20 protein-coding genes are annotated in these 21,106 nt (G+C 62.1%); 3 read left to right on the top strand and 17 right to left on the bottom strand.

Translation table 11 applies throughout. From position 1 onward, the window contains the following. Positions 1–11 precede the first annotated feature (11 nt). Both BLU85_RS12545 and BLU85_RS12540 read left to right on the top strand, forming a co-directional pair. Positions 12–758: a YkgJ family cysteine cluster protein gene (locus BLU85_RS12545; protein WP_092199814.1), complete on the top strand. Its 747-nt coding sequence runs from the start codon at positions 12–14 to the stop codon at positions 756–758. Positions 759–1,000: 242 nt separating this feature from the next. Further along, entirely contained in the window at positions 1,001–1,909 is a 909-nt protein-coding gene (locus tag BLU85_RS12540) for an AraC family transcriptional regulator (RefSeq protein ID WP_092199811.1), read from the top strand. A 46-nt stretch (positions 1,910–1,955) separates the two neighbouring features. Here BLU85_RS12540 and BLU85_RS12535 read toward each other — a convergent pair whose 3' ends face one another. From BLU85_RS12535 to BLU85_RS12490, 10 genes are all read right to left on the bottom strand, one after another. Next, entirely contained in the window at positions 1,956–4,196 is a 2,241-nt protein-coding gene (locus BLU85_RS12535; protein WP_092199808.1) for a xanthine dehydrogenase family protein molybdopterin-binding subunit, read from the bottom strand. 12 nt (positions 4,197–4,208) lie between these two features. Then, positions 4,209–4,682, bottom strand: coding sequence for a (2Fe-2S)-binding protein (locus BLU85_RS12530; RefSeq protein ID WP_092199805.1), 474 nt, complete (start codon positions 4,680–4,682; stop codon positions 4,209–4,211). A gap of 200 nt (positions 4,683–4,882) precedes the next feature. Continuing rightward, positions 4,883–6,202 carry an OprD family porin gene (locus BLU85_RS12525; protein ID WP_092199802.1) on the bottom strand — a complete coding sequence of 440 codons (1,320 nt, stop codon included), beginning with the start codon at positions 6,200–6,202 and terminating at the stop codon, positions 4,883–4,885. Between the two features lie 189 nt (positions 6,203–6,391). Then, on the bottom strand, positions 6,392–7,222 hold the full coding sequence (locus BLU85_RS12520; protein ID WP_092199800.1) for a phosphodiesterase: 831 nt from the start codon (positions 7,220–7,222) through the stop codon (positions 6,392–6,394). 25 nt (positions 7,223–7,247) lie between these two features. Then, positions 7,248–8,279, bottom strand: a complete 1,032-nt coding sequence (locus BLU85_RS12515; protein WP_092199795.1) for an ABC transporter ATP-binding protein — start codon at positions 8,277–8,279, stop codon at positions 7,248–7,250. After that, entirely contained in the window at positions 8,276–9,070 is a 795-nt protein-coding gene (locus tag BLU85_RS12510) for an ABC transporter permease (protein WP_092199792.1), read from the bottom strand. Before BLU85_RS12510 ends, BLU85_RS12515 begins: the two co-directional genes overlap by 4 nt. Beyond that, positions 9,067–9,921 carry an ABC transporter permease gene (locus BLU85_RS12505; protein ID WP_092200027.1) on the bottom strand — a complete coding sequence of 285 codons (855 nt, stop codon included), beginning with the start codon at positions 9,919–9,921 and terminating at the stop codon, positions 9,067–9,069. The genes BLU85_RS12510 and BLU85_RS12505 overlap by 4 nt, the downstream gene beginning before the upstream one ends. A 15-nt stretch (positions 9,922–9,936) precedes the next feature. Then, positions 9,937–10,941, bottom strand: coding sequence for an ABC transporter substrate-binding protein (locus BLU85_RS12500; protein ID WP_092164552.1), 1,005 nt, complete (start codon positions 10,939–10,941; stop codon positions 9,937–9,939). Further along, a complete protein-coding gene (locus tag BLU85_RS12495; protein ID WP_092199789.1) occupies positions 10,925–11,944 on the bottom strand; it encodes a LacI family DNA-binding transcriptional regulator in 1,020 nt (339 codons plus the stop codon). Before BLU85_RS12495 ends, BLU85_RS12500 begins: the two co-directional genes overlap by 17 nt. A gap of 137 nt (positions 11,945–12,081) precedes the next feature. Beyond that, the gene (locus BLU85_RS12490; RefSeq protein WP_092199787.1) at positions 12,082–13,290 is read right to left on the bottom strand and encodes an MFS transporter; all 1,209 of its coding nucleotides are present in this window, start codon (positions 13,288–13,290) and stop codon (positions 12,082–12,084) included. Positions 13,291–13,441: 151 nt separating this feature from the next. Here BLU85_RS12490 and BLU85_RS12485 point away from each other — a divergent pair, with 151 nt between their 5' ends. Then, on the top strand, positions 13,442–14,323 hold the full coding sequence (locus BLU85_RS12485) for a LysR family transcriptional regulator (RefSeq protein ID WP_092200024.1): 882 nt from the start codon (positions 13,442–13,444) through the stop codon (positions 14,321–14,323). A gap of 45 nt (positions 14,324–14,368) precedes the next feature. Here BLU85_RS12485 and BLU85_RS12480 read toward each other — a convergent pair whose 3' ends face one another. The 7 genes from BLU85_RS12480 to BLU85_RS12450 form a co-directional block, all read right to left on the bottom strand. Beyond that, positions 14,369–15,148, bottom strand: coding sequence for an SDR family NAD(P)-dependent oxidoreductase (locus BLU85_RS12480; protein ID WP_092199784.1), 780 nt, complete (start codon positions 15,146–15,148; stop codon positions 14,369–14,371). A gap of 62 nt (positions 15,149–15,210) precedes the next feature. Then, entirely contained in the window at positions 15,211–16,470 is a 1,260-nt protein-coding gene (locus BLU85_RS12475; RefSeq protein WP_092199781.1) for a TIGR02270 family protein, read from the bottom strand. A 19-nt stretch (positions 16,471–16,489) separates the two neighbouring features. Then, positions 16,490–17,368, bottom strand: a complete 879-nt coding sequence (locus BLU85_RS12470; RefSeq protein WP_092199777.1) for a hypothetical protein — start codon at positions 17,366–17,368, stop codon at positions 16,490–16,492. A gap of 21 nt (positions 17,369–17,389) precedes the next feature. Next, positions 17,390–18,475 (bottom strand): PAAR-like domain-containing protein, encoded by a 1,086-nt coding sequence (locus BLU85_RS12465; RefSeq protein WP_092199774.1) that lies wholly within the window; start codon positions 18,473–18,475, stop codon positions 17,390–17,392. Beyond that, positions 18,475–19,515, bottom strand: a complete 1,041-nt coding sequence (locus BLU85_RS12460) for a beta-ketoacyl synthase N-terminal-like domain-containing protein (protein ID WP_092199771.1) — start codon at positions 19,513–19,515, stop codon at positions 18,475–18,477. The genes BLU85_RS12465 and BLU85_RS12460 overlap by 1 nt, the downstream gene beginning before the upstream one ends. Then, positions 19,509–20,624 carry a DUF2169 family type VI secretion system accessory protein gene (locus BLU85_RS12455; protein WP_092199768.1) on the bottom strand — a complete coding sequence of 372 codons (1,116 nt, stop codon included), beginning with the start codon at positions 20,622–20,624 and terminating at the stop codon, positions 19,509–19,511. Before BLU85_RS12455 ends, BLU85_RS12460 begins: the two co-directional genes overlap by 7 nt. 15 nt (positions 20,625–20,639) lie before the next feature. Next, complete coding sequence (locus tag BLU85_RS12450) at positions 20,640–21,098, bottom strand: DUF6484 domain-containing protein (protein ID WP_092199765.1); 459 nt, start codon at positions 21,096–21,098, stop codon at positions 20,640–20,642. Between the last annotated feature and the right edge of the window lie 8 nt (positions 21,099–21,106).

Below are 21,106 nucleotides of genomic sequence, written 5' to 3'. Positions count from 1 at the left end.
GAGTGCTTGATATGGAAAACAACACTGTCCGTTTTGCCTGCAACGGCTGCGGGATTTGCTGCAAAGGTCGGCTGATTCCACTGACGTTGGACGAGGCGAGGCAATGGTTACAACGCGGACATGAGGTGGCGGTCGTGCTGGAGGCGTTCGATGAGTCGACCTGGCCTTCGCAACCCCGACAATTCGCCCACAGCGCCCAAAGAGCCGTGGAAGTCACCAGTGGCGATGCCCGGATCCGAGTCGTTGCGGTGCTGGCCGGCAATGCCCTGACCCAGTGCCGCAATCTCGGCGACGACGGTCGTTGCGGCATCTATGAAGAGCGGCCGTTGGTCTGTCGAATCTACCCGATGGAAATCAATCCGTTCATTGCCTTGCGTCCAGCCGACAAGGCCTGTCCTCCCGAAGTCTGGGAGACGGGGGAGGTCTTGTTTACCGACCGCGTCGTCGATCCGATCCTGGCCGATCAGATCGAGCGTTCCCGCCAGGCGGACCGGGACGATGCCCAGGCCAAGATTGCGCTGTGTGAAGCGATGGGCATGAACGTCGCCGCCTGGAAGGGCAACGCGTTGGCGGTGTACTTGCCTGATCGGGTGCAGTTGGCTGAAGCGATCATTCGCTACGACCGCGCCCCCGGGGCACCGACAGGCCTGGACTGGAAAGTGCGGGTCGAAACACCGGCCCTGGCCCAACGACTGCTGCAAGCAGGTGTCGCGTTGGATGATCAACGGTCAACCGGCTATATCTTCCAGGGGCTCTAGTTTTCGAACCCTGTCGTCACTTTGTGCATTTTCAGCCCGCGAAACATCTTGCAATACATAGGCCTCGGTGACTTGCGTCGGTTGCGGCTCGTTGAATCGTGCAAGAAATTGCGCCAATCAGGCAAGCGGTCCGAACCGCCGACCCAGCATACTGCGTCCATATTGATCAACGATTTGCGGTGATGCCGAGCAGTGTTCGCCATCACCGCAAGTCGTGGGCCCGATGTTTCAAGGAGTGAAGTGTGCACACCGATTTCAAAAGCGACAAGGGCGCCAGCGACCTCAGTCGCCTGGCCGGTTCGGTCAGCCGGCTTGTGCCCAGCGAGGGTGACCATATGACCGCCATTGCCGGTTTGAGCCTGCATCGGCGCAAGGCAATCACCGCGCCCATGCACTGTATCTACGGCCTGGGCATTGGCGTGACCTTGCAAGGCCGCAAGCAAGCCATGATCGGGGACGAGATACTGACTTATGCCCCCGGTCAGTCCATGGTGACTTGCGTGGACCTGCCGGTCATTTCCCACGTCTCCCAGGCCAGCGTCGCCAAGCCGTTCCTGGGCATGATGCTGAGATTCGACAGCACGATGGTGATGCAAGTGGCCGAGCGCATGCAGCTGTCACAACGCATGAAAGACGACGCGTTTCGACCGATTACCGTACAGGCGCTGGATGCCGGGGTGCTGGATGCCCTGAGGCGTTTGATAGACCTGCTGGACGAGCCGCCGTTGCTTGAGACCGTGGCCCCGCTGATCAAGGAAGAGATTGTCGCTCGCCTGTTGAACGGTGCCCATGCGCCGCAGTTGCTGCATGTCATCGCCGCCGGTTCACCCAGCCAGCACATTGCCAAGACGGTCGCCTGGCTGAAACTGAATTTTCGCCAGGCGTTGCGCATGGACGACCTGGCGGCGCAAGCGCACATGAGTCCTTCCACTTTCCGCCAGCATTTTCGGACCGTGACCGGAATGAGCCCGTTGCAATACCAGAAGCAACTGCGGCTGCAAGCTGCTCGGCAATTGATGTTGAGCCAGAAGGTCGACGCGAGCAGTGCAGGGGGGCTGGTTGGCTACGAGAGTGCCTCGCAGTTCAGCCGTGAATACAGCCGCCTGTTTGGAGAGCCCCCGCAGCGGGATATCAAGCGGATTCGTTTGTGATCGTGAGGCTGGCCTGGCATTGCGGCCAGACAGCCTCACGCGCCGGTCACGCCAACTTGAACGGCAACTCACGCAACGGTTTGCCCGTCAGGCTCGCCACGGCATTGGCAAACGCCGGGGCCAGCGCCGGCAGGCCGGGTTCGCCCATTCCCGTGGGCGGCTCGGCGCTGGGCACGATGTGAACGGCGAATTCCGGCATGTCGGTAATGCGCGGCACGCTGAAGTCAGCAAAATTGCTCTGCTGCACGACACCGTCTTTCAGGGTAATGGCACCACCGGGCAGGCACATCGACAAGCCCATCAGCGCCGCGCCCTGGACCTGGGCCTCGACACTGCGGGGGTTGACGGCCAGGTTGCAGTGCACGCCAGCGGTCACGTTGTGCAGCACCGGACGACCATCCTGCACCGAGGCTTCGACCACATAAGCCACCACCGAACTGAACGACTCGTGGACCGCCACACCCCAGGCACGGCCCGCCGGTAGCTGGCGCTTGCCGTACTCGCTCTTGTCCACGGCCAATTGCAGCGCCTCGCGATGGCGTGGACTCTGGTCGCCAAACAACTTCATCCGGTAGGCCACCGGATCCTGTTTAGTGGCGCGGGCGATCTCGTCGATCAGTGTTTCCATCACAAAAGCCGTATGGGTGGAACCGACGCTGCGCCACCACAGTACGGGGACGTTGAGTTTCGGGTGATGCACCGTCAGCCGCATGGGCAGCGGATACGGGTCGCGCAGGCCCTCGGTGGCGGTCGGGTCGATGCCATTTTTCACCCGCCCGCCAAACACGGTGCCGGTGATGATCGATTGGCCAACCAAGGCGTGGTCCCAGGCGAGAACCTTGCCACTGTCATCAAAACCGATGCGCGCACGGTGCAGGTGCATGGGGCGGTAGTAGCCGCCCTTGATGTCGTCTTCCCGGCTCCAGAGTGTGCGAATAGGCGCGTCGACCCCGGCGGTGCGGGCGGCCTTGGCCACTTCGCAAGCCAGTACCACGAAATCGTTGGTGGGTACGCCGCGCCGGCCAAAACCTCCGCCAGCGGTTTGCACGTTCACCTGGATCTGCTCGGGCTTGAGGTCCAGCACCTTGGCGGCGGCGGCCGCATCGCCGCCGGGGAATTGCGTGCCGACCCACAACTGAGCGCCATTGCCGGCAAGCTGCACGGTGCAATTGAGCGGTTCCATGGGGGCATGGGCGAGGTAGGGGAACAGGAACTCGGCCTCCAGTCGATGTGGCGCCGTGGCGAGTGGCGTCATGTCGGCATCGAAGTGCAACGGGCCGGGCTGGTTGGCCAGCTCGCGGTATTGGGCCAATTGTTTTTCGCTGTCCACCTTTTCCACGGCGGACGCGTTCCATTCCACCTTCAGCGCATCGCGTGCCAGCTTCGCCTGCCAGTAGCTGTCGGCGACCACCGCGACACCTTCGGCGCCGCCATCCAGCGGTATGCGCAACACGGCCTTCACGCCTTTGGTGGCCCGCGCCGCGCTGTCGTCCAGAGTAGCGATTCTGGCGCCGAACACCGGTGGCCGGGCGACGACCGCCGTGAGTTGCCCCGGCAGGTGCATGTCGATGCCGAAATCCTGTTGGCCGCTGCTCTTGGCCTTGGCATCGATGCGTGTGGTGGCCTGGCCGATGATGCGGAAATCCTTGGGATCCTTGAGGGTGATCTGCTCGGGTACAGGCATCGCCATCGCGGCTTGCGCCAGTTCACCGTAGCTCGCTTTACGGCCCGCCGGGCCGAGCACCATGCCGGCCTGGGTGGTCAGGCTCGCCACATCCACGTTCCAGCGCGCGGCGGCCGCCCCCAGCAGCATGGCGCGCGCACGGGCACCAAGTTCGCGGTACTGGGTGTAGCTGTTCTTGATCGTGTTGGAACCACCCGTGAGGTGGATGCCGAACGCCGGGTCCATGTAGGCCGCGTCGTTGCTGCCGTTGCGACTGCGCACCAGGCTCCAGTCGGCATCCAGTTCTTCGGCGAGAATCATGGGCAGGCCGGTCTGCACGCCCTGGCCGAATTCCAACCGATTGATGGTGACCGTGACCTCGCCATTGGGCGCGATCTGCACGAATGCGGAGGGTTGCTGGGTCGGTTTGAGCGGCGCTGCGACGGCGCCGTTGGCTTCCTGCGCCAGGGCCAGGTGTGGAAACGCACCCAGGGCCAGCCCGCCGATGCCGACGATCTTGAGGAAGCTGCGCCGGGGCAGGGCAGCGGGGCCGTCATCCTCGCCGCGTTCAAGCATATGTTGCAAGGCGCGGGGGAGCTCGTTTGGGAGGATCTCATTCAGCATGGTCAGCTCCGATCAGGCAAGGGCTTTGGCGGCATCAGCCACCGCGGCGCGGATTCGGGCGTAGGTGCCACAGCGGCAGATATTGCCGGCCATGGCCGAGTCGATTTCGGCGGCCGTGGGCTGCTTGCCCTTGGGCCGGGCCTTGAGAAAAGCCGTTGCGCTCATGATCTGGCCACTCTGGCAGTAGCCGCATTGCGCCACGTCGTGTTTGACCCACGCCTCGTGCACGGCGCTGCCGACCGGGTCACTTCCATTGGTTGCCGCTTCGATGGTGGTGATCTTCTTGCCTACGGCGGCGGCAATGGGCGTCACGCAGGAACGAATGGCCTGGCCATCCAGGTGCACGGTGCAGGCGCCACACAGCGCCGCGCCGCAGCCGAACTTGGTGCCGGTCATGCCCAGCGTGTCGCGCAGGGTCCAGAGGATAGGGGTGCCAGGGTCGACGTCGACCGTGTATTCACGGCCGTTGATGTTGAGGGCGCTCATAGGGGGACCAGCTCCAGATGGTTTGGCTCTGGTTAACTATAGGAAGGAATAGTCGGGGTGGGTTGCACGATCCGGGCTGATTATTGCCTGATCATGCGAATCAGCGTGCCCCCGCGAAGGTGCACGCTGTTGTGTCGGCGCAGCAGGGCGGGGGAAAGGAGCCGCGGTGGACGTGCTTCCGGCTCCTTCCTCCCGCACGGTTACATCAACGGAATGCTGTAGCTCACAAACAGCCGATTCTGATCCTGGTCGCGGGCAATATCGCTTCGCGACATCCCGTTGCGCCAGCCGAAGCCGACATTCTTCAACGCGCCGCTCTGGATCACATAGTCCAGGGAGATATCACGCTCCCATTCACTGGCGTCCCGGCCGCTGGCCGTCTGGATGTTATCGCCCTTGAGGTACATCACCGATGCCTTCAAGCCTGGAACGCCAAGTGCTGCGAAGTCATAGGCATATTGAGCAAATGCAGTGCGCTCGCCGGCCTGGATGAACGTCTGGATGGTGCGGTCGGTGTAGAGGTAAAGACTCGCGCCGCCTTCACCTTTGCCCACCAGGCCGCCCTGGTTCAGTTGCGTAAAGTTGCTGTCTTCGGAAACACGCTGGTAACCCGCGGTAATGGCGTGGCCGCCCAACGAATAAATGAACGCTGCGCTCCAGGTATCGTTGTCGATTTCGCCACTGCCGTCCTTGGTAAAGCCGCCGAGTTTGTAACCACTGGCGCGACCGGCGGCGCTGCTGTTCTTGCCATCGGACGTGGTCTTGAAGTAACGCAGGTCGGTTTTCAACGAACCGTATTCACCCAACGGCAAGACATGCAGCAAACCGGCGAAGTGCTGTTGATAGTAGTCTTCGAGATTGGCGTAGTAATACTGCGCGGTCAGATCCTTGGTCAGTTTGTAATCGCCACCGGCAAAGGTGAATTTATTGCTTCCCTGGGTGCCGCCGGCAACGGCCAGGCCGGCACTGTCGCTGGAAGCACGCCCTGTGGCGTGTTCCAGTTGCCCGGCGGTGAAGGTCAGGTTGTCGATTTCATTGCTGGTGACTTGTCCCCCCTCGAACGTTTGAGGTAACAAACGGCCATCATTGGAGACCAGGATCGGCAATTTCGGCTGCAAGGTGCCGTACCGCAGTTCGGTCTTGGAGACGCGCATCTTCGCCGTGGCACCGAGGCGGGCCCATTGGTCCGCCGCCTTGTCCCCGTCATTGGGAAACATCGAGCCACCGACATGGCGGCCTGCGCCGCTGTCGAGCTTCAGGCCCAGCAACCCGATAGCATCCAGGCCGAACCCCACGGTGCCGTCGGTAAACCCCGATTGATAATTGAGCATGAAGGCCTGGCCCCATTCTTCGGTCTTCGAAGGCGCGGCGGCTCCATCACGGTTATCGTTGTTGAAGTAGAAGTTGCGCAAGTTCAAGTTGGCTTTGCTGTCGCTGATAAAATCAGCCGACGCCAACGGACTCAGGACCAGACTCACACCGCCAGTTAAAAAACTCAGTGTTTGCAATAGGGCTTTCATCAGGACGAACTCCACCGCGGAATCACTGTTCCGGGCATATTGAAAAGGCAGCAGGAAGCCTTCAGCCGATCAGTCGATTGGCCGAGGCGTGAATGAAAAACGTTAAGAAACTTCAATCAATGGAATGGGGCAGTGGTTCAAACCTCCGAGGAGCACCTTCAGAACAGCACCATGAAAGTCCTTGGGTTATCAGTCGATCAATCCGTGAGCGTCATAAAAAGGATAGGGTCCGGGATACTCACCCAACACGCCGTTATGGGTCACCAGTCCGTGGGGATGCCAGTGATGCAGCAAATAGCCGGGCGGCTCCAGATTGAAGTGCGCTGGAGCGGCCTGCTGTAGATCCAACACGATCTGATGGGAGACGCCAGGGCATACACAGCTCAGGCTGCCACCGAAACGCCGCTGCATCGGCCGATGCAAATGCCCGCACAGCAAACGCTCAACCTGTGGGTGGCGGGCGATGACCTGCTCCAATGCCGGCGCGTTGATGAACGGCTCACGGTCCATGTGGCCGATGCCACTGATAAACGGCGGATGATGCAAAACCAGCAGCGTTGGCGCATCGGGGCGGGCGGCCAGCTGTTCATCGAGCCAGCGCAACTGGCTGTCCAGTAAGCGGCCGCCATGGGCACCTGGAATGGTGCTGTCCAGGCCGATCAGGCGCAGCGGATGCGCCTCGACGACCCAATCCAAGGGGGTTCCGGCCAGGCTTGGCAAGTAGTCGTGATCGGCAAATGCCGCCCGCAGATGCTCGCGGTTGTCGTGGTTACCGGGCACCAAGTAGCAAGGCATGTGCAGGCGCGCCAGTTCGGGGTGTAGCACGGCATATTCATCAGGGCGACCGAAGTCGACCAGGTCGCCACTGATCACCACAACGTCGGGACGCGGCACGCGGGTATTCAAATGATCGATCGCACGACGCAACGCGGCGAGGGTATCGACCACACCATAGGTCAGCTTTCCCCCGGCTTTAAGATGCAAATCGCTGATTTGCGCAACAAGAAACGGACGCTTCAAGACAAACCCTCTGAAAATACGAATGTCACGATGACAAGGTGAACAGCACTTGCGGCTCGACGGCCAAGGCGATCAGGGCCCCCGGGGCGTGGATGACGCTGTCAGTGCTGTCTACCAGCAACGGCTGGGCGGCACCGACCTCCACCAACAGGCGGCTTTGGGCACCCTGGAAAAACTGGCCCACCAGGCGTCCGCGCAGATGCCCCTCGCTGTCCATCACCCGCAAATGCTCCGGGCGGCAATAGACGGTGGCCGGCCGGCCAGCCCCCCGCCATGGCAACTCTCCGCCATGGACCTTCAAGCCTTGTGGCGTGTGTTCGAGCACTGGAAAAGCGTTGAGGTTGCCGACGAAACTGGCGACGAACGTGTTGGCCGGTTGTTGGTAGATGTCCCTTGGGCTGGCCAATTGCGCGACGCGACCGTGTTCCATGACCAGAATCCGATTGCCCAAGGCCATGGCTTCGCCCTGGTCATGGGTGACGAACACCGCCGTAATGTCCAGATGGCGTAGCAACTGATCCAATTCGCTGCGCAGGCGCTCGCGCAACTGCGCGTCCAGTGCCGCCAACGGTTCGTCAAGCAGCAATACCCGAGGCTTGGGCGCCAGGGCGCGGGCCAGGGCGACCCGCTGGCGTTGACCGCCGGACAACTCGTGGATGCTGCGCTTGCCATGATCCTCAAGCCCCACCAGTTCCAGCAACTCCGAGCAACGCTTGTTTCGCTCTGCAGGCGCCATGCCGCGAATTTTCAAGCCATAAACGATGTTGCCGGCCACGTCCAGGTTGGGAAACAACGCATAGTTCTGGAACACCATGCCTACGTCGCGTCGTTCGATGGGCAGGCGAGTGACGTCGGTGTCGCCAAAAAACACCAGCCCCGCATCCGGACGCTCAAGGCCGGCGATCAGGCGCAAGGTCGTGGTTTTACCGCAACCGGATGGGCCGAGGATCGCCAAGGTTTCCCCGGCATCGATGGTCAGGTCCAGATCATGTACGGCAACGGTGCCGTCCGCGAACGCCTTGCGGCAACCCGCCAGGCGAATGGTGGTTCCGGTCATCGTTTTTCTCCACGGGAAAGGCGGGCGCTGATGGCCTGCAACGCAATCAACAGCGGCACGATCATCAACAGGAATATGAGGGTGTAGGCGCTGGCCACTTCCAGCCTGGCCGAGGCATAGCTGTCAGCCAGGCCTACCGGCAATGTCTTGGTCATCGGGGTGTGGAGCATCCAGGTCAGGTTGAACTCGCCCAACGACAGCGTGACGACCATCAAGACCCCGGCGAGGATCCCCGCCCGGCAGTTGGGGACCACCACACTGAAGAATCGTCGTAGCGGCCCGGCGCCAAGGCTGGCCGCGGCTTCTTCCAGCACGGGCAGGTGCTGACGTTGCATCACCGCCATCACCGGGCGCACCAGGAACGGCAAGGTGAACAGCACATGGCCGACGAGAATGAACAGCCAGCTGCTGCGCAAGTCACCGAATTGCCCATAGGTGAGCAGCAACGCCAGGGCGCTGGCCAAGCCTGGCATCGCCACCGGCAGCACCATCAGTTCCTCGAACGCACGGCTGAAGCGGTTGTTCATCCGTACCAGTGCGTAAGCCGCCGGAACACCCACCACGCAGACGCACAGCGCACAGGCCACGGCCAGTTGCAGGGATAGCCAGACCGTCGGCGAATAGGCCTGCCAGACCTGCTGCAACCAATCGAACGTCAGGCCACTGGCGATGCCCTGGAAATAATTGCGCGTCAGCCCGGCCAGCAGCGACATCAGCACGGGCACCAACATGAATGCGCAGACCAGCAAGGTAAACATCAGTTGGCCGATAAACAGTGTTGAGCGCTTCACAAGACGGTCCTCGAGTTTTTCGCCAGCCGCCGGGCCAGCAACAGTACCGCCCAGGTCAGTGCCCCCAACACCACCGACAGCGCAGCGGCCACGGCGAAATTGGCGTAGTTGGTGAACACGTTGTAGATCGCCACCGGGGTCACGTTCAGACGGGTGCCGAGGGTGAAGGCCGTGCCGAACGCCCCCATGGAGGTCGCAAAGCAGATCGCCCCGCACGACACCAATGCCGGTGCCAGGCCGGGGACGATGACATCACAGACCACCCGCCAATGACCGGCCCCCAGGGATTGAGCGGCTTCTTCCAGGCTGCGATCCAGGCTTTCGCAAGCGGCCATCACCGTGAGGATCACCCGCGGGATCGAGAAGTACAGGTAGCCGATACAAAGGCCCATCAGCGAGTAGGCGAAGATCCAGCGCTCACCCGCCAGCTCGAGCCCGAGGCTGGCGAACAACCCTTGGCGCCCGGCCAGCAGGATCACCAGGAAGCCGACCACCACGCCGGGGAATGCCAGCGGGAAGGTCAACAAGGCGACCAGCAGCGAACGGCCGAAGAAGCGTTGGCGGCTGAGAAAAAAACCACTGATGCCGCCCACCAGGAGCGCCGCGAGGGTCGTCGCCAAGGCCAGCAGGCAGGTCTGAGCCAGACTGCCCAGGTATTGCGCACTGCCCAGTACTTGCCAATAGCCGCTTTCACCGCCGTCGCGATGTTGCCCGCCCAGCACGATCAGGTGCGCCAGCGGCAACAACCAGAATGCGAACAGCACCGCCGCCGCAGGCGCCAGGGCCCAGGCCGCGGTCAGCCGCAAACGCGGCGCCGTGGCCTGGCCCGAAGGGACTCCCCGGGCTTTTATTACCGAGGCGGTCACTTACTTGACCTCTTTCAGATAACGCGCGGAAAAGGCTTCCTGTACCGCCGCCATCTGCTGGTAGTCGACCACGCCGGCCCGTGCGTAATCGCTGTCTGGCAGGAACTGCGCAGCGATGTCGGCAGGCATCTTCGTTGCCCGTACCGGGCGCAAGTAGGCCTTGGCCCAGAGCGCCTGGCCCTGGTCGGACAGGACGAAATCCAGGACCTTCTCGGCATTGGCCCGATGCGGCGCGTTGCCGACGATGCTCATGACGTAGGGCACGCTGATGCTGCCTTCCTTGGGGATCACGAAAGCGACGTTGGCCTTGTCCTTGTAACGTGCCCGATAGGCGTTGAAGTCGTAATCCACCAGGATCGGCAACTCCCCGGACAGCACCCGCGCATAAGCGGTCTGCTTGGGCACGATGGGCGAGTTTTTCGCCAGTTTCTGGAAGTAATCGATCGCTGGCGTGAAGTCGTCGAGGCTGCCGCCCATGGCCTGGTTGATCGCCACCGCGGAAACGTAACCGACAAATGCGCTGGATGGATCAAGGTAACCGACCATGCCTTTGTACTCGGGCTTGAGCAGATCGCCCCAGCTTTGCGGGACAGGCAAGCCACCCAGGGCATCGACGTTGACCATGATGCCCAAGGTGCCGGAGTGAATGGCAAACCAGTGTCCCTGTGGATCTTTCAGGCCTGCCGGAATCTGTTCCCAACCCTTGGGTTGATAGGTGCCGACCACCCCGGCTTTTTGTGCCTGCAAACCGAAGGTCACGCCGTAATACACCACATCCGCCACGGGGGCGGCCTGCTCGGCGACCAGTTGCGCCAGTGCCTGTCCGGAGTTCTTGTTGTCCAGCGGGACCTGCACGCCAGTGGTATCGGCAATGGCCTTGAGCTGCGTGCCCCAGTCGGCCCATTCCGGTGGGCAGTTGTAGCAAATCGCCGTTTCGGCGGCCTGGGCCAGGCTGGCAACGCCGCAAAACAGCAACGTCGCCAGGGTTTTACTGAAGCGGATCATCAAGTGTCTCCTCGTAGGATTGAGTACTTTCGCCCGGCCGGATATGGCAGGGCAGGCAATGGGAAACCGGTGTGGCGCCGGCGATCTGCGCGAGCAATTGATCGATTACGGTGCAGGCCAAGGTCTCGATGGGCTGCACCACACTGCACAACGTCGGGTGCATTTGAGTGCCAAGGGCGATGCCATCGAACCCCATGACCGAGAGCTGCTGGGGCACGTGCCAGCCGTTGCGACGCAGTTGCGCGATCAGGCTGATGGCCAACAGATCGTTGGAGCAAACCAGCGCGCTGAGCGCCTGCGGACCTTGCAGGAAGGGGGCGATGGCCGCGAAGTCAGCCTGGGTATGGGCGGGCATTTCAATCACCGGCAGGCTGTCGAGGCCGGCCTCGCCCATGGCGTCGCAATAACCGGCGTAACGCAGGCGAGCACGGTCCGATTGCAGGGCCGGGCCGGCAACCATGCCAATGCGCCAATGCCCGGCTTCCAGCAAATAGCGAGTGGCGAGGGCCATGCCGGCGCGGTTGTCCACCGACACGGCGCTGTAGTGCGGATTGCCCGGCTGGTGATAGGCCAGCACAAACGGCGTGTCCTCGCTGTCCAGGCTTTGCAGCACGCGGTTGCTTTCGGCGTCGGTTACCGTGAGGACCAGGCCATCGACCCGCTGGCGCAACAACTCCTCGACCACCAGGCTTTCGCGCTCGCTGCTGTAGTCGGTCGTCGCCAGGAGCAGGTTGTAGCCGCGCAAACGCGCAGCGCGCTCCATGGCCTGGAATTGTTCGGCGAACACGGGATTGAGCAGGTTGGGCACCACCACGCCGATCAGCTTGGTCACTTGCAGGCGCAACTGGCGACCCAGACGATTGGGCCGAAAACCCAACTGGCGGGCGGCGGCGAACACCTGCTCGCGGGTCGCCGGACGCACCACTTCAGGGGAGGCAAAGGTGCGGGCCGCGGTTGCCCGGGAAACCCCTGCCAAACGGGCCACTTCTTTCAAATCAGTCATTGTCACTCGCTTGAGATCGATCTCATTGGCGAGGACAGTACCCAGGGCGCGTGGCATTTCGGCGACACAGTGATGACGATTTGATGTCAGTGACGGGTGTCAATCGTTGATGACTATTCATTGGGCGGAGTGCATGTTCAGCCCATGCCTGCCGTAAACCCGCACTGCCTGGCCGACCACACCACCGCCAACGTCAGCAGCAGGAGAATGACCAGGACCGGCGCAAACGCCACGACCCCCAGGTGGTCGAGCAGAATGCCGCCGACGATCCCGCCGCCGGCAATGGCCAGGTTCCAGGCCGTGACCAGCATTGACTGGGCCAGATCCGCCGCATCACCGGCTGTCTTGGCGATGGCTGTCTGGAACAGCGTCCCAGCCCCTCCGAAAGCGATTCCCCAAGCGGCCACGGCGATATACACCGCCGCAGGCCTGTCGCTCATTGCCCCTAGCATCATTGCCGAAAGGGCGAACAGCACCGTACCTGCGAGCGTCAACGCCCGCAGATGGCGATCGATCAGCATGCCGACGACCCAGATCCCCAGTAACGACGCGACGCCAAAGACCAACAGGACCAGATCCGTCCGATCGCCCAGGCCTGCCGCCGTCAAGAACGGAGCGATGTAGGTAAAGAGAATGTTGTGCGCCAGGACAAAAGCCAGTACCACGAACAACACCGAGCGAACGCCCGGCAGGGTGAAGACCTGGCCCAAGGCAAGACGTTTGTTGGAGGCCTGCCCGGGAAAGTCAGGCACCTTGAGTCGTACCCAGACCATCAAGGCCACGGCGAACAGGCTCATGAGGGCGAAGCTCATTCGCCAGCCGACAAGATTGCCGAGCAGCGTGCCAGCCGGTACGCCCAGGGACAACGCTAAGGGCGCGCCCACCATGGCGATTGCAATCGCTCGACCTTTCTGGCTTTCAGGCACCATGCGGGCGGCATAACCGGCCAACAAGGCCCACAGCAGCCCGGCCGATACGCCACCCAGCAAGCGCGCGACAATCGTCAAACCATAATGGGTAGAAAACGTCGTGACGGTATTGGCAACGGCGAAACCGGCGATGGCCGTCAGCAAGAGCGATCTGCGTCGCATGCCTTGGGTCGCGGCGGTCAATGGAATGGCCGCCAGCAAGGAACCGATCGCGTAGACCGTGACCAATTGGCCGGCGAGGGCTTCGGAGATCGCCAGCCCTTCGCTGATCTGTGAAAGAAGACCGGCGGGCAAGGCTTCGGTGAGGATGGTCACGAACGCCGCCAGTGCGAGGGCAAACAGTGATCCGATGGGAAGCGGCGCAGTGTCTTGAACGACCTCGGCATCGGCGTCGATAGGGGTGTTGGCAATCGTCATGTGTCACCTGTTGGAACGCTCCTGACCCGCCGGGACGACGCGGTCAATCGCAGATTGATAAGTGTCGACTACGGTAGGTGCCCCTCTTTGGCGAGACAAGAATGCTAGAGTGCACAACACATCGGAAAAAATGTCCGCAATGGGAGCTGGCGTGGAATCACTGAGCGGAATTGATTTTTTTGTGCGCGCGGCCGAAACCCGCAGTTTTTCAGAGGCGGGCAGGGCGCTGGGCATTTCGTCTTCGGCGGTGGGCAAAAGCGTCGCCCGGCTCGAGGAACGGCTGGGAGTGCGGCTGTTTCATCGCAGCACGCGAAGTATCACGCTGACGGCGGAAGGGACACTGTTTCTCGAACGTTGCCGGCGCATTCTCTGCGAGGTCGAAGCGGCCGAGCAGGAACTGTCGCAAACCCGCCAAGCGCCTCGGGGCAAACTGCGCGTGAGCCTGCCTCTCGTCGCGGACCTGGTCATGCCGACGCTGATCGCCTTCATGCGGCGCTACCCCAGTATTGAACTGGACCTGGATTTTTCCGACAGGCTGGTGGACATCATCGAGGAGGGGTTCGATGCGGTCATTCGGACCGGAGAGCCGAACGACTCCCGGCTGATGTCCCGTCCGTTGGGCCCGTTCAAGCTCGTTGTGGTCGGTTCGCCCCGATACTTCGCCGAACACGGCACACCGCACGTACCGACGGATCTTCTGCGCCATGCCTGCCTGTTATACAAGTTTCCCAGTACTGGCAGGATGCAGGTCTGGCCGGTAAACGGGGACGGGGAGCCGGAACTCAACCTGCCGGCGACCCTGGTCTGCAACACCACCGAGGCGTTGCTGCACGTGGTGCATGATGCGCTGGGGATCGCCTGCGTGCCGGATTTCACTGTGCATGAGGCCATCGCGGCCGGTGAGCTGGTCACCGTCCTGGACGACTTCAACAGGCATCAGAGCACCTTCCGCATGCTCTGGCCCTCAAGCAAACACCTGGCGCCGAAACTGCGGGTGTTCATTGATTTCATGAGCAGTGAGTTATTCAAGTGACTGGCCCAGCCCCCACAGGAAAAGGTGCTGACCATGGATTTCAGGTCAAGGGGCCTTGTTCTCCACCAAGCAGTTGCCGCCATCCACCACGATGACTTCGCCCGTGATGTAGCTCGCCTCTGAAGACGCCAGAAAAGCCACCAGTGCCGCCACCTCTTCGGGCCGTCCCGCCCGGCCCATCGGCGTGTAGCCTGCCGCGGTGGCTTCCTCGGCAGTGGTCGACCCTGTGGCGATCCAGCCGGGCGCGACGCTGTTTACAGTGACCCCTTGCTGGGCGACTTCCAGCGCCAGGCTCATGCTCATTCCGACCATCGCGGCCTTTGCGGCGCTGTAAGCCGCTTCACCAGGGTTACTGCAGCGGGTGCCGGTCGTGGAGCTGATGTTGACGATCCGCCCGTATCGGCGCGCCCGCATACCGGGCAGAACAGCCCGTGTCAGTAGAAAAGCCGTGGTGAGATTGCGCGCCAGTGTCAGGTTCCAGGTGTGCAGGTCCATGACCGCCAACTCGGAAAAGCTCTCCGGACTGCCTTGCATGGCCATGCCCGCGTTGTTCACCAGAATATCGACCTGCCCCCAGACGGACTCTGCCCACACCATAAACTCACGCACCTGGTTTTCATCGGTAAGGTCGATGGCCCGCCCTTCCACTTCGAACCCTTCGGCACGCAACTGCGCGACGCGCTCAAGGATGCGAGCACTGCTCGCGGTGACGATCAATCGGGCGCCGGCGGCGCCCAGCCTGCGTGCGATCGCCATGCCGATTCCGATCTCGCTTCCAACCCCACTGATGAGTGCCACAGGGTTCTGCCCAGTTGCGTTTGGCATGGTGCCTCCAGAGGGGGGGGTAAGTGATTGCCAGGTGTCGGAGCGCTATATAAACATCCTGGTCAACGCCCGAACAGCGCCGTCATTCCCAACAACCGCTTTTGCCGCCAAGCCGGCGCGCTGGTAGGGAAAAGCACTTCGTCGGGCCGGAAGCGGGCGAGACCGCAGGCCGCGGCGATGCGCTGGCGTTGCTGGCCGCGGACAAGGGCTTGCTGAAAGCTGTGTTCGCTATGGGCCAATCCCAGCATGTAACGAGTCCCCACCTGAAAGTGTCCGCCGTTGGCTTGCCACCATCGTTCGATTGCCTGCGGGTCGGGCCAGGGCAGGTTTTCATCGGGGTCCATGGCGACATTGGGATCTTCAGGGTCGTCGTTCGGGCCCCCATCGAAATCCGGCAGGTCCTGCAATTCCAGATCAAGCAACGCCAGGTCAGCGCCGCTGATCAGGCTGAAGGCTTCACCGGCGACGCGGGCATAGGGCAGGTCGCTCATCTGCTGGATCAACCAGGGCACGCTGACCGGATCGCCCAGCAGTCCAAGGGCCTGGATGCCGATGCGCCGATCCCGGGGATCCTGTACCAATTGCCGTATCCAGGCGATGCTGGAGTCGCGCTCTTGCCAAGCCAGCAGTACGCCGAGTGCGCGGTATTGGAACTCGCCCGGTTGCTCGGCGAATGAGCGCAGAGGCTCCAAGGCCTGCTGGTCGCCCATTTGGACAGTGGCCCAATTGGCCCAGAAGCGCGTGGCGGTGTCTGCATGCTGGCGGTGGGCACGAATCGACGGGAACAGGTCACGCCGGCGCAGTTCGCCCGCCGTGCGGGCGGCACGTGCCAGCACGCTTGGGTCGGCATCGGAAAGCCCGGCCAGCAGGGCGGGGCCGGGGTCGTGGCGATGCATGCCGCAGGCCGCAAGGCCGAGACGGCGAAACAGCGGCTCGGGGGAGGCGAGCATACGTTCTATCCACGGAGACACCCGTTCCCAGTCGAGCCAGCCCAGGGCCATCAGGTAACCGCGCTCCGTTTCCAAGGCACTGCGCAACTGCTCGCTGAGCCGCGACAGCACTTTGGCGTTGGCCGCCTCGAAAGCCAGCACCACGCTGGCGAACATCTCGCCGATGGCGTGTGGGCCGAGTTGGCCCAGCAGCGTTTCCAGCCCCGCTGGGCCGGCGATACGCAGGCCATCGAGATGGGCGTCGATGCGGTTGTCGAGCGTGCCGAGGTGGTCCAGATCGTAGTGTGGCGCACGTACGGCATAGTCCCTTAGGACCGCGAGGAAACTGGCCTCTTCGGTGTGTTGGTCGAGAATCGGTGACAAACTTTCCATGTATTTCTCTGCATTCGTCTCAAGGACTGGGTATGCGTATCCAATTCGCTCCGTCAAAAGCGGCAAGGTGTCGTTCACCGGATGACCATAGGCACTGCTCATTCGCGTCGAGGTATCTGAAGGTCTGATCGCCGGGAAGTCCTGTCTCGACCTTCTCCAGCTTGTCGCCTTGTAGCGTATAGAGGGCTTTGGTGGTTGACAGCCAGAGTTGATCATTGAACCAGGCCATGTCCCAGAAGGTATCTTCAGTGAGCTCATGCTCAACGAGCTCCCAGCGGTCGAGACGACCTCGCATGACGATGCCCAACTGGCCTGAGATGTAAACCACGCCATCGGGCGCGCAGAGAACGTTTTCCAGAATGATGTTGGTCGGGCTTTCGCTGCGCTGCCAGGTACCCTGCCAGCGGTACCAGATTTCGCCCTGGTTACCGGTGGCATAGATTTCATCTTCATTAAAACCGTCGATGGACTCGAAGCCACTGAGGCTGTCGGCGGTCGGGTCTTCGACCACCCCTTTGTCGCAGCGCTGCCAGACTCTGTCCTTTCGAACATAGACCTGGCGGCCGAAGCCGGTGGCGTAGACATTTGCACCGATAGGGCGGATGTCGCGCAGCAAACCGTGTTTGCTGGGTTTTTCCGCGACGATATCCTCGTAGGCTTGCCCGTCAGGCGCAGCGCGATGAACGCGACCATCGGCACACAGCGTCAGGATTTCGGGAGGTGCGCCGCGAACGGCGCAGATACCGGCGCAGATCCCTTGAACATAATAGTTGTCCCATCCTCCGGTCCATCGAAAAACGCGGGTGCCGGGCTCGCGTTTGGAGTAGGCAAGTACATAGACGCGGTTTTTATCAAAGACCGCTACTCGGCTCAGCGTCCAATCCAATGTTTGAGTCATGTCGTCCCTGCTCCAATTGAGCTACCAAGCACTGATAGTGACCTCTGGGATCATTTCGTGGGCCAGCTCTTTCTGATTGTCTTGAAGGTTGGGGGTGTGAGTCCTCACTGGGGTTTTGTCCCCGACTCCCACCGTATTCTTGTGGTAAGCGTCTAGCTGCGCTTCCAGGCATTTCTTTGAGCATTTCGATTTCGGAAAGGTTTGCTGGAGCGCTCGTACGCCCGCTCCACGGGATTGGCCATAGTTCCAGGCGTAATCCTTTTGGGCGGTTGGCGCGCGCTCTATCGCGGCCTGTTCCAGCTTGCCTTGGGCTGCATGCATGAAGCCATGATCCCCTTCATAACGTCCGCTTCCGTCCTGAGGGCATTGCACGCAAATGCACGGTGCGTCTTTTTCGTCGTAGTTGGGGAATTGAGGAAGCGGCGTCTGGCGATTCGTGCCTGGCACTGTAAAACTGTGGGCTTCAACGAGATGGTGGCCAGTTTCGCCAGGACAACAGGCTACTTCACTGTTCTGCGCCTTGGAGTCCGCCTGTTTCTTGGAGACCAGCAAACACTTTTTTGCGGCCGTACAGGCCTTGTCGCCACACCGTTCGGCTTTGGTCTTCAACTCCCCACATGCCTTGTTTTTCCTGGCGACTTCTTTCTTGCAGCGCTCCACAGGCGCCGTCGCGGAGGCGTCGGTATAAGCCCATGGAGGCGTATTTCCGGGTTTGGACGCATGGTTATGAGTCATCAAGTCTAAATGCCTGACGACATTTTCCCCTTCGAACTTCACGTCCATCGACCAGGCAATGAAGTACACCTTTCCCTTGATCTTGCTGGTCACCACGCCTTTCTTCGGCGTATTCCCGGCTTCATCACCCGTACTGGTCTTGAAACAACTCTTGTCTTTGAGCATCACCTCTTTGCCGGTGATTTTGACCGTTCGTGTCCCCCTGGTCGTATCCTTCGCCATGCCGGTATTGGGGTAGGGGATCGGCACCCCTAGTGGGGTGGGCGGAGCCTGGGGCGGGGTGAAGCAGACATCCGGGAAGCAGGCGATCGACTTGCCCGCCGCCGACTTGCAGGAAACTTCCATATTGTTGGCGTAGACCTCATTCGCCATCAGGCAGCCCTCACAGTCTGGTAACTGAGCAGCGCGACGGCGCGCTCGCCGGCGTCGTTGCCAAGATGACAGAAGATATTCGGACCTTCGCCGTAGCCCTTGCGACTGGCGGCCAACGCCACCGCGAGCATGGCCGGACCGATGGCGGCGCCGACTTCGCCGATGCAGTCGGCCGGATGCCAGAGATGGAAGAACTCCTTGCGCACGCGCAGGGTCCGGCTGAGGGCCAGGGAGGCTTCCTTGAAGTAGTACTGCTCGCCGGAGATGTCGGTGAGCCGATAATCCATTTGCTCCAACCCACAGCCGGCTTCGCCAAGGGCTGCCCGCACAGCTCGTGTCAGGCCTTCGGCGCGCAAGGGAATGTCTTCGGCCTCCACGGTGGCCTTCTCCACACCGAACCCCAGGCCGATGCAAGCCAGTTGCGGCGTTGCGCTGGCCACCGGAGCAGCCAGTACCACAGCCGCAGCCCCTTCGCCGGGAATAAAACCGTTGGAGTTCTCGCTGGTAAGCAGGCGCTCGCGCTCTTCGAAGGCGGCCAGGGTCGGTCCGCAGAGGAAGGAGTCGACGCCTGCGACCAACACGTGACGATGGCCGCCTTGATAGATCAGCGTGCGTGCATTCAGCAGGGCCACGGCGGCGCTGACCCGGCCGCGGGCGATGACGGTGGAGTCCGGGTGAAAGCGCAGGCCCAGTTCCGCTTCGATGTCCTGCAACAGTCTTCTATCGAGTCCATCCAGACGGCCGGGGCGTTCGGCTTCGGCCACGCCCAGCAGCAGCGGGGTCTTTTCCGGGTCAACCCCGGGGGTGCTCTGTAACGCCTCGGCGATGGCGCGGGCGGCCATCTTGAGCAACTTGATGCGGCCGCGCCAGGGCTGCTCCAGAGGTACGCTGGCGGCAATCAACCACTCGCCACCTTGGTCGATGAAGCGGGTTTCCTGGAAATTGTCGATGGCACAGCGGATCGCCGCGCAGCTTGCGGGTGCAGTGAGGCCGACAGCGCTGACCATGCCGGAGCCGATGATACAGAGCGCAGTCACCAGTCCGTCTCCTCGGGCGCCTGCTTGGCTCTTACCAGGGAGGACAGCGACGGGTAGTAATCCTTGCCCAGTTCACGGGCGCGCCACCAGCCCGTGGACATCGTGCCGACCAGCACCTGGGCGATCTCGAACAGGTTGCGCTGCAGGGGACGGGAGACTCGCCAGGTCAGTTGCACCTGGCGTGCGTCCGTGTCGATCAGCAGGGTATCGATCACCGCCTGCACAGTCTCATGGCCACCTTTTTTCAGGAAGAAAGTCACTGGCACATCCATTTCGGGGATGCGAAAGCTCGCGTGCTCCCGGGGCGTGAGGTTGAGCAGCAGCACGTCCTCGCCGCCACGCGGGTAAGGAATCTGCTGGTCGTCGGGGGCCGCCTGGAAGTAGCGACGGTCGAAATCCTGCGGCAGAAACGGAAAGCAGTCGGCCAACCAGGCTTCGTCGTAAGTACCGGCAAACCGGACGCGTTGCGGCCAACTACGGCCAATGGGACCGAGCGCCATGGGGCGAAAGTCGCCGGAGGGGCTGTCGATCGGCTTGCCCAACTCCTCGGTATTGGGCATTAGCTTGCCCGCGATTTGCGCACTGTCGATGCTGCCTGGAAACCAACCGCAACCACTCGGGTTGTCCGGATACCCATGCAGCATGTCCGGCTTGTTGCCCATGGGATGGGAGCCTCCGTAGGCCTGGGCATAAGAGATGTCCTGCTCGGTAAAGGGCTGCGGCAAACCGGGAGAAACACCCAATAGCCCCGGTTGCCATCGGCGGGGCCCGAGGACGGAAAAAGCCTTGCTCATCTGACCGACGCGAATGCCTGCGGCCAGTTGCGTCACGGGCCGCCCGCCTGGGGCATAGGCCTTGCCGCGTACCAGCACATCGCAGAATGGCTTGATTGGGGCGAAGTCCATTTCCTGCAGTGGGGCACTGAGGCCAGGTTCGCCGACGAACGCATCGGCCATCAACAACGGTTGCTGGGTGTCGGCGAGGGTTGCCGCCCGACCGTCCAGCGGCAAATTGAACGTGCCTTTGGCCACGATCACCAGGGATTCGCGGCCATCGGGCTCCATGCCCTGGGTGTAGGCAGCAAGCAGTTTGCTGGCGTTGAGCAGCTCCATGAGTCGACTACCTGTCTAGTTGATCTGCACCGAACCGCCCTTGATGCGGTTCACGCCGGATGATCGGCTTGAGAGGTAGGTCCCACGGATCAGCACCTTGCCCTCACGGGTGAGGGTAATGCTGGCCTTGCCGCAGCGCAGGACGATTTCCCGCTCTGCCGTGAACTCCAGGCGCTCGCCGTCCAGGTGGGCGGCGGTTGGCGTCGAGGTTTGCGGCAGGCGCTGGATGCGACCGATCACCAGCGGCCGGGTCAGGTCGCCGGCCTCGAACATCAGCGCGACCTGGGCACCGATGTCTTCACGGGTGAGCGGGGTGGTGGTGCGCGCGGCGAGGCCCGTTTCGCCGGGGCAGCCCGGGAAGGCCACCACCGGGGCGTCCGCCCCGGGCACATCCAGCAGCACCCCGATCACGACGCCATCCACGCGCGCGGGCGCGGCGGTAGAGGAAACAGGAAAATGATATTCAACGGTCATGGCGCCCA

Origin of the sequence: Pseudomonas sp. NFACC14 (assembly GCF_900106885.1) — a bacterium.
Taxonomy (GTDB): Bacteria; Pseudomonadota; Gammaproteobacteria; order Pseudomonadales; family Pseudomonadaceae; genus Aquipseudomonas; species Aquipseudomonas fluorescens_AA.
This window is presented reverse-complemented; position numbering and strand designations above follow the sequence as displayed.

Excerpts from the sequence above, each read along its gene's own strand:
- BLU85_RS12450 (WP_092199765.1), bottom strand. The coding sequence starts at position 21,098 with ATGACCGTTGAATATCATTTTCCTGTTTCCTCTACCGCCGCGCCCGCG.
- BLU85_RS12545 (WP_092199814.1), top strand. The coding sequence starts at position 12 with ATGGAAAACAACACTGTCCGTTTTGCCTGCAACGGCTGCGGGATTTGC.
- BLU85_RS12495 (WP_092199789.1), bottom strand. The coding sequence starts at position 11,944 with ATGACTGATTTGAAAGAAGTGGCCCGTTTGGCAGGGGTTTCCCGGGCA.
- BLU85_RS12465 (WP_092199774.1), bottom strand. The coding sequence starts at position 18,475 with ATGGCGAATGAGGTCTACGCCAACAATATGGAAGTTTCCTGCAAGTCG.
- BLU85_RS12535 (WP_092199808.1), bottom strand. The coding sequence starts at position 4,196 with ATGCTGAATGAGATCCTCCCAAACGAGCTCCCCCGCGCCTTGCAACAT.
- BLU85_RS12490 (WP_092199787.1), bottom strand. The coding sequence starts at position 13,290 with ATGACGATTGCCAACACCCCTATCGACGCCGATGCCGAGGTCGTTCAA.
- BLU85_RS12515 (WP_092199795.1), bottom strand. The coding sequence starts at position 8,279 with ATGACCGGAACCACCATTCGCCTGGCGGGTTGCCGCAAGGCGTTCGCG.
- BLU85_RS12480 (WP_092199784.1), bottom strand. The coding sequence starts at position 15,148 with ATGCCAAACGCAACTGGGCAGAACCCTGTGGCACTCATCAGTGGGGTT.
- BLU85_RS12530 (WP_092199805.1), bottom strand. The coding sequence starts at position 4,682 with ATGAGCGCCCTCAACATCAACGGCCGTGAATACACGGTCGACGTCGAC.
- BLU85_RS12455 (WP_092199768.1), bottom strand. The coding sequence starts at position 20,624 with ATGGAGCTGCTCAACGCCAGCAAACTGCTTGCTGCCTACACCCAGGGC.
- BLU85_RS12470 (WP_092199777.1), bottom strand. The coding sequence starts at position 17,368 with ATGACTCAAACATTGGATTGGACGCTGAGCCGAGTAGCGGTCTTTGAT.
- BLU85_RS12525 (WP_092199802.1), bottom strand. The coding sequence starts at position 6,202 with ATGAAAGCCCTATTGCAAACACTGAGTTTTTTAACTGGCGGTGTGAGT.
- BLU85_RS12500 (WP_092164552.1), bottom strand. The coding sequence starts at position 10,941 with ATGATCCGCTTCAGTAAAACCCTGGCGACGTTGCTGTTTTGCGGCGTT.
- BLU85_RS12475 (WP_092199781.1), bottom strand. The coding sequence starts at position 16,470 with ATGGAAAGTTTGTCACCGATTCTCGACCAACACACCGAAGAGGCCAGT.